The organism is Streptomyces sp. NPDC007907, from assembly GCF_042959365.1.
GTDB classification, from domain to species: domain Bacteria; phylum Actinomycetota; class Actinomycetes; order Streptomycetales; family Streptomycetaceae; genus Streptomyces; species Streptomyces indiaensis.
The window spans coordinates 384,231-396,123 of the sequence record NZ_JBIBKR010000005.1 but is presented as its reverse complement, the minus strand read 5'-3'; the positions used below and the strand labels follow the sequence as shown (position 1 = coordinate 396,123).

10 protein-coding genes are annotated in these 11,893 nt (G+C 70.7%); 6 read left to right on the top strand and 4 right to left on the bottom strand.

Going from position 1 to position 11,893, the window contains the following annotated elements; all coding sequences use genetic code 11:
• Positions 1–288: 288 nt before the first annotated feature.
• The 3 genes from ACFZDI_RS22570 to ACFZDI_RS22560 are packed head-to-tail and all read left to right on the top strand — an operon-like array spanning position 289 to position 5,447.
• Positions 289–666 carry a CU044_2847 family protein gene (locus ACFZDI_RS22570; protein WP_391252745.1) on the top strand — a complete coding sequence of 126 codons (378 nt, stop codon included), beginning with the start codon at positions 289–291 and terminating at the stop codon, positions 664–666.
• A gap of 18 nt (positions 667–684) precedes the next feature.
• Positions 685–4,914, top strand: coding sequence for a trypsin-like peptidase domain-containing protein (locus ACFZDI_RS22565; RefSeq protein WP_391252743.1), 4,230 nt, complete (start codon positions 685–687; stop codon positions 4,912–4,914).
• Positions 4,899–5,447 carry an LppP/LprE family lipoprotein gene (locus tag ACFZDI_RS22560; protein ID WP_391252741.1) on the top strand — a complete coding sequence of 183 codons (549 nt, stop codon included), beginning with the start codon at positions 4,899–4,901 and terminating at the stop codon, positions 5,445–5,447. Before ACFZDI_RS22565 ends, ACFZDI_RS22560 begins: the two co-directional genes overlap by 16 nt.
• 108 nt (positions 5,448–5,555) lie before the next feature.
• Here the strand turns inward: ACFZDI_RS22560 and ACFZDI_RS22555 are convergent, their stop codons facing one another.
• From ACFZDI_RS22555 to ACFZDI_RS22545, 3 genes are all read right to left on the bottom strand, one after another.
• Positions 5,556–5,717, bottom strand: coding sequence for a hypothetical protein (locus ACFZDI_RS22555; RefSeq protein ID WP_234847595.1), 162 nt, complete (start codon positions 5,715–5,717; stop codon positions 5,556–5,558).
• A 32-nt stretch (positions 5,718–5,749) separates the two neighbouring features.
• Positions 5,750–6,241 (bottom strand): hypothetical protein, encoded by a 492-nt coding sequence (locus ACFZDI_RS22550; protein ID WP_391252738.1) that lies wholly within the window; start codon positions 6,239–6,241, stop codon positions 5,750–5,752.
• A 246-nt stretch (positions 6,242–6,487) separates the two neighbouring features.
• Positions 6,488–6,640 carry a hypothetical protein gene (locus tag ACFZDI_RS22545; protein ID WP_391252736.1) on the bottom strand — a complete coding sequence of 51 codons (153 nt, stop codon included), beginning with the start codon at positions 6,638–6,640 and terminating at the stop codon, positions 6,488–6,490.
• A gap of 129 nt (positions 6,641–6,769) precedes the next feature.
• On the opposite strand from ACFZDI_RS22545, the gene ACFZDI_RS22540 reads away from it, so the two are divergent.
• Positions 6,770–8,113, top strand: coding sequence for a tetratricopeptide repeat protein (locus ACFZDI_RS22540; RefSeq protein WP_391252734.1), 1,344 nt, complete (start codon positions 6,770–6,772; stop codon positions 8,111–8,113).
• A gap of 369 nt (positions 8,114–8,482) precedes the next feature.
• On the top strand, positions 8,483–9,274 hold the full coding sequence (locus ACFZDI_RS22535) for a GAF domain-containing protein (protein ID WP_391252732.1): 792 nt from the start codon (positions 8,483–8,485) through the stop codon (positions 9,272–9,274).
• Positions 9,275–9,381: 107 nt separating this feature from the next.
• Here the strand turns inward: ACFZDI_RS22535 and ACFZDI_RS22530 are convergent, their stop codons facing one another.
• Positions 9,382–10,167: a hypothetical protein gene (locus tag ACFZDI_RS22530; protein ID WP_391252730.1), complete on the bottom strand. Its 786-nt coding sequence runs from the start codon at positions 10,165–10,167 to the stop codon at positions 9,382–9,384.
• A gap of 504 nt (positions 10,168–10,671) precedes the next feature.
• Here ACFZDI_RS22530 and thrS point away from each other — a divergent pair.
• Complete coding sequence (gene thrS / locus ACFZDI_RS22525; protein WP_391252728.1) at positions 10,672–11,892, top strand: threonine--tRNA ligase; 1,221 nt, start codon at positions 10,672–10,674, stop codon at positions 11,890–11,892.
• The last annotated feature ends 1 nt before the right edge of the window (position 11,893 follow it).

Below are 11,893 nucleotides of genomic sequence, written 5' to 3'. Positions count from 1 at the left end.
GATGACAGCACCCCGCAGGTCGCCGTCACCCGAAGGCGATCGGCCGCGTCACGGTGTCCGGCTCGCTCGGCTACCTCGAGAATCCAGGACCCGTCGACGTGCAAGATCACGCGGCGGCGCCGGGTTGCGGATCTCCGAGGGCGAGGACCTTGATCGACCCCAGAGGGCCGTCACTGCGAGGCGGCCGGTGCCTTCATGACGGCCTGGTGTATTGGCGATCCGGGCACGAACAGCTTTTGCAGGAGCTAGGGTGGCGCGCATCACACCGGGTAAGTGGCGGGGGACTCGATGCCCGAATTGCTGAGGGTGCCGCTGGAAAGCGGCGGTTCTGTACTGGTGGAAGTCGACAACGGGCCACAGGCGGTGGTCAGGGTTGCCAGGCCCGGTGGGGTGGTGGCTGAAGCAACCGAGACGCTGGAGCGCGGTCTGGAGAGTGTGCGCGAGGCCGCGCATGCCGTGCTCACCAAGGTGGCCGACCTGCCGCGGCAACCAAACAAGATCACTCTCCAGTTCGGATTGAAGCTGTCGGCGGAGGCGGGCGTCTTCCTCGCCAAGACCGCTGGCGAGGGGTCACTCACGCTCACCATGGAGTGGGACAGGCAGCAACCGGAGCTTTTGCCGATCACCCAGGCAGTCGCCGCGCGCCACGAAGCCGTGGCGGGATAAGGGCGAGGGGACTCAGCAGTGCCCGGACCGGTGCCCAACCCCGGGATTGCCCGCCTGTGGTCGCGCGGTGCGTGGGCCACGCCACAGGGGGCCGGCTTTCTGGCTGCCCCCAGGATCGTGCTTACGTGCGCGCATGTGGTTTCGGCCGTCGCCGCAGAGCAGGAGGGGAGTCCCCTTGCTGCGGGGCTCACCGTCGATGTGGATTTTCCCCTGGCGGGAAAAGCAACCCCCCGACAGAGCGCGCGGCTCATCACGCACATACCTGTCGCGGAGGACGGCTCTGGTGACATTGCCGTCCTCGCGCTTGATCAGGATCCGCCCGTTGGGGCAGAGCCTGTGCGACTGCTGGACGTTGAGACAGTGCGCGGCCACCCGTTCCGGGCATTCGGCTTCCCTGCCGGCGACGACGAGGGCGTCTGGTCACTCGGCACGATCGTGGATGACCGCGGACGGGGCTGGCTCCAGTTCGAGAGCACGAGTGCCTGCGAAATCCGACAGGGCTTCAGCGGCACGCCACTGTGGGATGAGCACTTCAAGGGGGTGGTTGGCATGGTTGTCGCCACCGACGGGAGGTTCCGTCAACGGGCGGCCTATGCCATCACCGCCAGTGCCCTGTTGGAGATTCATCCTGAACTGCGTCGCCATGCCGCGCCGCCCTCGCCGTTCCGTGGTTTGGATTCGTTCCGGGAGCAGGACGCCACCCACTACTTCGGGCGAGCCGCGCAGATCAAGGCGCTGACCGACGCGGTCACCACGTCGTCGATCATCCCGGTCATCGGGGTATCCGGAGTCGGCAAGTCATCGCTGATCCACGCCGGTCTTGTACCGCAGCTCCGCAAACGTGGGGACTACAGCATCACCTCTCTGGTCCCAGAGCCCGCGTTGGGAGCGGAGCTCATGCTCGCTTCCGCCCTGCTGCCGTTACTCAACGCGCCGGACGAGGGTGTCGATCCGCTCGACCGGCTCGAGCAGGTCGAACGGCTCACTGAACAGCTTCGGGAGGGGGGGACCGCTCCGGTTGTCAGGGAGTTACTCACCCGCTCCGGAACGACACAGCTCGCCCTGATCGTAGATCAGTTCGAAATGCTGTTCCGCTGCTCACCCGACGCGGCAGAAAAGCTGGTCGACCAGTTGGTGGCCATGACCGGCTGGCGCACCGCGGATGGCGGACCGTTGGTGCGGCTGGTCTTCGCTCTGCGACTGGACTTCTTGAAGGCCATGCAGCGTTTCCCCGTTCTGGGGCGAGTGTGCGAGGCGTCTCCGGTACTCGTCGACCGCCTGGCCGAGGATCAGCTCCGTGAGGTGGTGCTGTCCCCGATCGCCTCATTCCACGGGGCCGTACGGTTCGAGGACTCGCTCGCCGAGCGTCTGCTCTCAGACGCGGGCCGCAGCCCCGGCGCGCTGCCCCTGCTCGAGTTCACCCTCACTCTGCTGTGGGAGCAACAGCGTCAGGGCATCCTCGCGCATGCCGCCTATGAGGAGATCGGCGGAGTGGCGGGCGCTCTCGCTTCGCATGCCGAGCGAGTCGTCAAGGAGCGGCTGGACGACGTGCAAGACGAGGTGCGGCGACTGTTCGTACAGCTTGTTCGCCCAGGCGAGGGAGGCCTCGACAACCCGGTCGACACCGGGCGCACCGCACGCCGCACCGAGCTGGACCCCGCCTGTTGGAAGGCCGCACAGTTATTGGCCGTGCAGCGTCTGGTGCACCTCGATCACGCGTCTGACGGCATGGAGACGGTCGCGCTCGCCCACGAAGCGCTACTTGAACACTGGCCCGCGCTGCGCTCGTGGGTCGACGCCGACCGCGACTTCCGGGTCTGGCAGGAACACGTGCGCGAGCGCATCGTGCGCTGGGAGCAAAGCGGCCGCGACCATGCCCTGCTGATGCGGGGCTCCGAACTCAAGCAGGCGCTGGAGCAACTGCGCGACCGGTCGCAAGACGTCCCCGAGACTGAACGCCGATACCTTGAGGCGAGCCAGGAGTGGCGTCGGCGCCGGCGGTCCCGCAAAGCGATCGTCGCGGCGGCGGTTACCACGGTGCTCGCAACCCTGGCCGGCTTCGGGGTGTACTCGGTACGGGGCAGCAAAGCCGCGGAACTTTCGGCCGGCCTCGTGCAACAGGCCCAGGGACAGGCGGGCTCCCATCGGGAAGAGGCCGCATTATTGTCCGTCGCCGCCTGGAGCACCGCGCCGACTCAACAGGCACACGACAACCTGTTCACCCGCTATCTGGCTGACGCCCCGTACGACGCCATTTTGCCTGCGGGCGGGGAGGTCGCGGAGACAGCGCTGGACGACTCCGGCCAGGTCGTCGCGGTACGCAACGTTGCGGGGCGACTGTCGGTATGGCATGTCGGAGCCGCCGGCCCCTCCCTGATGGTGCGCATGGACGATGTCTCGGCCGTCGCGGTCAGTCCCGACGGCACACGACTGGCTCTGGGCGGCGACGGCAACCGCATCAAGATATGGGACCTGCGTGAAAAGAGGACCTTGCTGACCCTGCGAGCCGCGATGAGCACCACCAGCACGGCCCGGGCCGTGGACGAACTGCGTTTCGACCGCACGGGACACCGCCTGCTGGTCCACCCTCCAGAGGACGACAGAGCCCAGGTATGGGACCTCGACCGACCCACCGCCGCCCCCGTCACCCTGAAACCGCTGCTCGAGGGCTCACCCAATGACTTCGTCTTCTCCGCGGACGGCAAGCACGTCGTAGCCTCCGGGCCAGGAGTCCTGTCCCAAGGCGTCTGGGACACGCGCTCCGGACGCCTGACGGCTGTCCCCGGATTCGAAGAACCCGAGTTAGTCGCCGGTCCCCGTCCGGTGGCCGCGATGTGCGCCGACGGCAAGTGGCGGCTGACCCACGCCTCCGCCAACAAGCCCGACCCCCGCCTCTTCCAGCGCCTGCCTTGCAGCACCGAAGACGTGAGGATCGGCGAGTTGGCCGGCATCTCCGACCAGGTCGTGCTGACGCGCGACGACGGAGCTGTGACCGTGCACGATGCCGCCACCGGACAACGGCTTCTCGTGCTGGCCGAAGACGGTACCAAGGGCCGCTACACCCGCTATGTCCTGGCCGGCGCGAGCCGCCGCATAGCCTTCGCTCGCGGGACGGAAGTACTGGTCGCCACGGCGCCGGCGCCCGGTTCGCTTCCAACCGCCGACATCTTCAGCACCGGCAACGACGACGAGGCTGCGCACTTCTCCCCTTCCGGCCGCTATCTGGTCACGGTTGGCGCCGGCGGGGAGGTCGCGCTCTGGAATCCGGTGACCGGACGGCGGATCGCGGCCAAAGGCCGGGGCGGTTACCAGCCGACGTACACGCGGCTTGCATTCGACGCCGAGGAGAAGACGCTGGCCGTGAGCGAGAGTCCTGCGGAGTCGGTCACGCTCTACAAGCTGCCCTCCCTTGAGGTACTGCGGCGGATACGCGTTGATCCACCCCTGGGGTCCGCGCCCCAGGACCCGGAGCTCCGTGGCATGGGATTCACCCGGCACGGCCGCCTGGTCACCCTTGGGGGAGGCGCTGTCTCGCAGTGGGACGTCACAGCCGGCCGCAAGGTGGCTGAGACGCTGCTGTTCCGGGAGAACTCCGAGGTCGACCGGAACCGGTACGCAACCAATCTGTCAGCTGACCCAGCGTCCGAGCGGATCGCCGTGACCACCCCGGACCTGCGCGGCGTGGAGATCTGGGATCTTCGAGACCGGCGGCGGGTCACCGTCGTCACACCCGGCTTCCGCGCTCCGCTCGCCGATCAGGACGCCGTGCTCTTCAGCAGCGACGGCCGGCGTCTGCTGCTGACCGGCAAGGACGGGAGTGCGGAAGTGTGGGACACCGAGGGTGAGCAACGTGAGACCACCATCCCTCCCGACGGCACCCGCGCCACGAGGTTCCTCTCCCACAGCGCCGAGACAGTCAGCGTAAGGCGGGGCTTTGTGGAGCGGTGGGGCCCCGACGGGCTCATAGCCCAAACCCGAATACCCTCGGCCGCTCACGTGCGGACCGTCGTGCCCTCCCCCGACGGTGAGCACCTCTTGCTGAGCGTGCCGGTGAGCACCACCCAGGGAACCGGTACCGACTTCGGGACGACGGCGGCCTTCCAACTGAGACAGGCCTCCGCAACCACCTGGGCGGCCGATCTCTGCTCACACGTCACACGCAACATCTCACAGGAAGACCTCAACACGATGCGGTACGGAATGCTCGAGCGTGTCCTTCTGGGGGTGACGGCGTGCAGCGAGCGCTGACCTTTTCAGCCGCAGCGGCGGTGCTCTGCCTGACGCTGGTAACGGCCTGCGGAGCATCTCCGGACAAGGATCAACCCGAGTCACACCCGTCCGCTTCACTGTGGGACACCGCGGGCCCGTCCGCAGCGAATCCGTCAAAGGACGCAAAGGAACCCTTCGACGTGGACCGGGCGGTGCTCCGCATCAAGCGCCTGGGATACACGGCCGACACCAAGGCCAGCACTCTGAAGAACCTCCGCGGACCCCTGCGTGCGATCCACGCTCACTGCACCAGCAGCGTCGACGGGAAGTGCGTTTCCGTGTTCTTCTTCTACGGCAACGAGTACGCCGGTTACGACAGGACCGCGGCCGCCCAATCAACGATCAAAAGCCAGGACGGAAAGACGGTCACCCTGTCCTACCCCATTTACCTGCCGACGGATCCGCAGTGCTGTCATTCCGGCGGCGAGCGTGAGTACCAGGCGCGGTGGAAGGACGGCAAGGTGAGCTTCGCACCACCGCTGCCCGAGAACCCGAACTACCAAGGCGAGTGACCTCGACCGCCGTATCTGTGCGGCCGGTCCCACCCGCCGCACCCGCCTGCACCTGCACACGGCGCCGGGATCACGGAGTCAGCCCGGGCGCTCATCGCCCGGGCCTGTTCAGCCGATAACGGACCGGGCGAACGCGACGGTGCCGGCGAAGGAGCCCCCGGCAGCCAGCACCGCGAAAGCCCATGCGTTTCCTGCCAGCACGGTCAGCACGCCGACGCCAACCGCGATCTGCGTGGCCAGCATCAAGATGACCGCGGCCCGTACGGTCATCAGCGGCTCCTGCGACCGGTCGGACGGCGTACTCACGGAAGCTCCCGGCAGCTGATCTCGCGCCTTCGCCACTCTTCGGCGACGCGCTTCAGCTTGCGCCGGTCGTGCTCTCCCTGCGCCTCATCCTGCTGTACCGAAGCGGGCGCCTTGGTCCACGGCATCGGATGTTTCTCCGCTCGAACACGGAGCACGGCCTGTTCCTGCTCGTCGAACCGGCCGACCACGGCCAGTGGCTCGAGGAAGTCGCTCATGCCGGACACGAAGGAAGCCGAGTCCACGACGGCCGGCAGGCTGCCGGAGTCGAAGACTGCGTCGTCATGCAGCGGGAAGACACCGTGGTGCAAGTCGAGCGTGTCCATCGGCGTCGCGAGTCCGCCGTCGCCGTCGCCCGATTCGCCGAGAGCCTCGGTTTCGGGCAGGCCGTGTTCTTTCGATGAGAGGGCGAGCGGTGCTTCGGACGGTTCTGCGGCGGGCTGCTGAGCAGCGTTCTCGGGTGCCGAGTCCGGCGTTGAATCCGCAGGCATCTCGGGCCTCCTTTGTTGCTGGAGTGAGTCTGTTCACCTACCTGCGACGGGAGAGAGCTGATCCGATACTCATTCTCCCGACATTGCCTGTGATTCACGTCACACCACGCTGTCTGGCGTGTTCCCCATTCGCTGACTGTGAACGCGCGGATGTGGGAGGCAACGCCAGATACCGGGGGCGGAGGATGTCCCGCAGGCGGCTCCAGGAGATGACGCGGCCGGTCTTGCCCTCGTACGCCCCGACGCTCAGCGGGAGTGGGCGACAGTCTGCGGGCCGGGCTGTGGGGTCTCGGCTCGGGCCGGGCCCGCGTTCGCTGCCAGGAGGAGGGTCGCCACCGCGACGAGGGCGGCGGTGAAGCCTCGGGCGTACCGCTCGGTGGTGCGTGTGCGTTCGAGCACGGCGACCTCGCAACAGGGGCGGCGACTACGGCGGCAACGTATTAAGCGAGTTCGACAAATCCCGCTTAACGCTCCGTTTAACCTAGGGGCAGTCCAGGGCGAACGGCAAGAGCCGCAGGGGGAGTTGGCGTGGGGGAGCGTGACGATCCGGGGACCATCGGCCGTCGGGTGCAGCAGCTGCGGGTGGAACGCGGTCTGACGCAGCGGCAGTTGGCGGAGCCCGTGTACACCCCGGCCTACATCTCCACCCTCGAGTCGGGCCGGGTGCGGCCCTCCGACGACGCGCTGCGGCATCTCGCGGAGCGGCTCGGTGTCGCCTTCGAGGAGCTCGCCGGCGGACGCTCGGCCCGGCTGGTCACCGGACTGCGGCTGCGGCTGACCGAGGCCCAGCGCACCTTCGCCGTCGGCGACGCCGAGGCGGCGGCCGCGCAGTACGCCGAACTGCTCGCCGAGGCCGAGACGCACTCCCTCGCCGCCGAGCGGTCCGCCGCCCTGCTCGGGCTCGGCGAGTGCGCCCTGGAGACGGGCGAGCTCGTGGCCGGCCGGCAGTACTTCGAGCGGGCCGAGCAGTGCCTGGCCGGCGCTCCCCTGCCCGCCCGTGTCCCGGCCCTGCGCGGCCGTGCCGTGGCCCACTACCTCGCCGGTGAACTCCGGTACGCCGTGTACCTGCTGGAGACCGCCCTCGACGAACTCAACCGCGGCGGACTGCACGACCCGGACGCCCTGCTGCTGCTCTACGCCAGCGCCATCGGCCCGTACATGGACATGGGCGCCCACGCACGCGCCGCCCAGGCCGCCGAGTTCGCCCTGGCCCTCGCCCCGCAGTCCGGCGATCCCGCCCTGGTCGCCCGCATGCACCGCTCCGTCGCCCGCACCCTCGTCGCCGAAGGCCGCCTTGCCGAGGCCGACGCCTCCCTGGCCAAGGCCGCCGAGCTCTACCGCGGCCTGCAGCTCCGTACCGAACTGGCCAACTGCCACTGGATGCGCGGCTACGTCTACGCCCAGGAGGGCCGGCTGGAACGCGCCGAGGAGGAACTGCGGCAGGCCCTCGGCATGCTGTCGGCCCAGCGCGCCGCCCTCTACAGCAGCCAGGTCACCGTCGAGCTGGCCGACGTGCTCCACCGGCGCGGCAGGTCCGAGGAGGCGGCTGCCCTGCTGCACGACGTACTCGGGCAGCTGTCCCCCGAACGCGGCGCCGTGCACGCCGCCGCCGCGCACCGGCTGCTCGGCATCATCGCCGAGGACGCCCGCCGCACCGAGGACGCCGAGGAGCACTACGTCCGTGCCCTGAGCCTGCTGGAGCGGGCCGGTGCCGCCGGTGACCTGGCCGACCTGTGCCGGCTGCTGGGCGACCTGCTGCGGCGGTCCGGGCGGGTGGAGGCGGCCCTGGACGCCTACCGGACGGGCCTCGGACACCGCACGGCCCCCGGCACCACCACCCTGGGGCCCGCGCCCGCACAGCCCCCTCTGTGAACAACGCCCAGCCTTTCCTCTGATCCAGCGTTCTCTGTGCATCAGTCTTCTCTGTGAACCGATCTCCGCAGTGAGAATCCAGGTCCTCGCAGCGGGGGCCGGGCGGTGGCGAATCCCCACCCGGTCGATACGCACGAGAAACGCCGAGGCCGTACCCCGCGCCGGCCCCTGCGGGCAGGTGTTTCGTGGCACGTGCAACGGGTAGTCGGGGCACGGTTTCCGATGAGTCCGGGCCCGGTGCGCGGCGGGCACCGGGCAGAAGAGGACGGTCGTCCGCACCACGGCCTCGCAGGGCGCACGCGGCCGGCTCCGCCGTGGCCCCGCCCCGGAAACCGGTGACGCGGCGATCCGCGGTGAGCGAAGGAGGCGGTGGTCGTGCGGCCCAGGGACGATCCCGGAGACGCCCCCGACGGCGACCCGGGCCCTGGCCGCGCCGGGGGTGGCGGCCCTGACCCGGACGGAGCCCGGGCCGCCGACGCCATCGCCCGGAGCGTCCGGGGCGCCGAGCCCGGTGAGGTGCCGGGGCGGCTGTGCGAGGTGGCGGTGGAACTGCTGCCGGTGATCGGCGCGAGCGTGTCGCTGCGCAGCGAGGGGATGCCCGTGCAGCTGAGCGCGAGCAGCGAGCAGGCCGCGCACCTGGCGCAGATCCAGGCGACGCTGGGCGACGGGCCGTGCCAGAGCGCGCTGGAGGACGGCGCGCCCGTGCTCGCCTGTGATCTGACCACGGGCCGGGACGCCGGGCGCTGGCCGGTCTTCGCCCAGCAGGCGACGGAGGCCGGGGTGCGGGCGGTGTACGCGGTGCCGCTGGGCAGCGGCCCGGTGTGCGTGGGCACGCTCGACCTCTACCGCGACCGGCCGGGCGGGCTCACCGACCGGCAGCTGCACATGGCCCGCGTCGTGGCCGGTGTCATGACCGTGGCCCTGATGGCGCTGCCGCACGGCGACGAGCCCGAGTCACCGGACGGGGAGGACTGGCTGAGCGGACTGGCCACCGAACACGACGAGGTCTACCAGGCTGTCGGCATGATCATGGCGCAGCTGGGCGTGACCGCGGACGACGCGCTCGCGCGGTTGCGGGCGGACGCGTTCGCGCACGGGCGCACCGCCCTGGACGTGGCGCGGGACGTGATCGCCCACCGCACGCGGTTCGACCGGTACTGACCTGCCCGGGAGCGGGGCCTCGGATCTGTGCCCTGGCCGGGCGGAGTGTCCGAAAGTGCCTTGCCCGGGAGCGGGTGTCTGGTCTGTGCCCTGCCCGGGAGCGGGTGTCAGATCTGTGCCCTGCCCTGCTTCCTGATCTCCGTCAGGCGCTGTGCCCCGAGCTGCGCGGTCTGCTGGGTGACCTCCGCGTACACCTCGGCGAGGCCCGCGTGGGTGAGGGTGATCGTCTCCTGGCCGACGCGGACGGCGGCGATGTCCATGGTGAGGTAGGTGAGTTCGCCCTCCTCCGTCTCGCCGGCCAGCATGACCCGCAGGGCCTGCCGGGCGTCCCCGACCGGCGGCAGCGGCAGGTCGCGGACCTCCACGTCCTGGATGCCGCCGCGGGTGGTCGCGGCCGTGAACCCGCCGCACCTGCCGGGCAGCGACTTCATCCAGTCCAGCGTGCGGTCCACGTCCGCCGGGGGGTGGGCGGCGACCCGGTAGCGCAACTGGGCGTCGGTGTCGTCGTCGTCGAGCGCGGACGTCGCCTGCGGGCCCTCGGGGGTGCCGAAGGGCTCCTCCGTGTAGAGGACGTCCAGGAGCCGCTGGCAGTCCTGGTCCTCCGTGGACGCCTTGAGCAGCCCGTCCCGCCAGGTCCGCGCGCCTCGGGACGGCACCCACGGCTCCCCAAGGTCGGCCTCGGTGACCAGTGCGGCGTGGGCCTGTGCCTCGGTGAGGGCGGCTCCGGAACCGGACGGCTGCTCGACGGCGGGGGACGCGCCGGAGGCGGACGCGGAGGCGGAGAACCAGCGGGGCCGCGGCTCGTCGTCGACCGAGCAGCCGGCCGTGGCCAGCAGGGCGGTCACGGACAGCGCGGAGGCGAGGAGGGCACGGGTGGCCGCGGGGTGGGTCATCGGGTGCCTCCTGCGGGGGCTCATGGAGGCGCCTGCGAGCGGGCCGCTCTCCAAGATCGGGTACGTGCTCCTACGGCACCACCGCGACCGCCCGGCCACCAGCGATACGGGCCGTCCGGGTGAGCTGACGGGGACACCGGCGACCCCTGGGGACCTCAGTGCTCCGGCCCTGCGGACCCATGGGACACGGGCGGACCCGGCGGGCCCACGGGACACCGGCGGCCCCGGCGGGCCCACGGGACACGGGCGGCTCCGATGGCCCCCCAGGGCGCCGGCTCCCGTCGGCGTCGGCCGCGTGCGGCCCTGCCGAAAACCCGTCGCGCCGCCCCACGCGGCCCGGTTAGCGTCGCGCCCATGCAGCGCGTCCAGCCGTTCCCGTCCTCCACGACGACGCCGGAGAGTGTCCCGGCGCGCTGACAGCTGACCAGATGTCCGAAGCCCCGGGGCGAGTGCCCCGGCGCTTCGTCGCGTGGTGCTCGCCTCCCCACCGCGAGGAGTCACGCCATGCACGACCACCGCCGACTCGGCCGTGAACTGGACCTGTTCGACACCGACCCGCTGATGGGCGCGGGGCTGCCGTACTGGCTGCCCGACGGCGCGATCGTGCGGCACGCCCTGGAGGAGTACGTCCGTGACGCGGAACGCCGGGCCGGCTACCGGCACGTGTACTCACCGGTTCTCGGCAAACGCGAGCTGTACGAGATCTCCGGGCACTGGGACCACTACGGCGACGACATGTTCCCGCCGATGGACCTGGGCGCCGAGCAGGTGCTGCTGCGTCCCAGCCTGTGCCCCCACCACGCCCTGATCTACCGTTCCCGCTCCCGCAGCTACCGGGAACTGCCGCTGCGCATGGCCGAGTTGGGCGGCATGTACCGCTCGGAGCTGTCCGGCGTCCTCGGCGGCCTGACCCGGGTCCGGGGCATCACCCTCAACGACGCGCACATCTTCTGCACCCTGGAGCAGGCCGTCGAAGAGGCCCGGGCCGCACTGGAGCTGATCGGCCGCGCCTACGCGGACCTGGGCATCCGCGCCCACCGCTACCGGCTGTCCCTGCCCGGGGAGGGCGGCAAGTACGTGGTCGACCCTGAGCTGTGGCGGCGTGCCACCGCCCTGCTGCGGGAGGTCCTGGACGACTCCGGCATCCCGTACGAGGAGGCCGAGGGCGAGGCGGCGTTCTACGGCCCCAAGATCGACGTGCAGATCACCGACCCGGCCGGGCGGGAATCGACCCTGTCCACCGTGCAGATCGACTTCCACCAGCCCGAGCGCTTCGACCTGCACTACATCGGCCCCGACGGGGCGAAGCACCGCCCGGTCATGGTGCACCGCAGCGTCATCGGCAGTGTGGAACGCGCGGTCGCCCATCTCGTCGAGGAGCACGGCGGAGCCTTCCCGCCGTGGCTGGCGCCGGTGCAGCTGGCGGTCCTGCCGGTGGCGCAGGAGCAGGGGGAGGCCGCGGACGCCCTGGCCGCACGGGCCCGCGCGCTCGGTCTGCGTGCCGAGGTCGCCGGGCCCGGGCAGGGCACCCTGGCCGCCCGGATCCGTGCGGCCCGGCTGGTGCCGTACCAGGCGGTGATCGGCGGGCGGGAGGCCGCCGCGGGCCTGGTGGCGGTACGCCTGCGCGACGGCAGCCGGCTCGACGCGCTGCCCGCCGCCGAGCTGCTGCGGCGGATCGGCGACCGGGTCGCGGCCCGCGGCACCGGGCTGTGGGACCGGCCGTAGG

Coding starts and splice junctions, on each gene's coding strand:
- ACFZDI_RS22555 (WP_234847595.1), bottom strand. CDS start 5,717: ATGACCGTACGGGCCGCGGTCATCTTGATGCTGGCCACGCAGATCGCG.
- ACFZDI_RS22530 (WP_391252730.1), bottom strand. CDS start 10,167: ATGACCCACCCCGCGGCCACCCGTGCCCTCCTCGCCTCCGCGCTGTCC.
- ACFZDI_RS22570 (WP_391252745.1), top strand. CDS start 289: ATGCCCGAATTGCTGAGGGTGCCGCTGGAAAGCGGCGGTTCTGTACTG.
- ACFZDI_RS22550 (WP_391252738.1), bottom strand. CDS start 6,241: ATGCCTGCGGATTCAACGCCGGACTCGGCACCCGAGAACGCTGCTCAG.
- thrS (WP_391252728.1), top strand. CDS start 10,672: ATGCACGACCACCGCCGACTCGGCCGTGAACTGGACCTGTTCGACACC.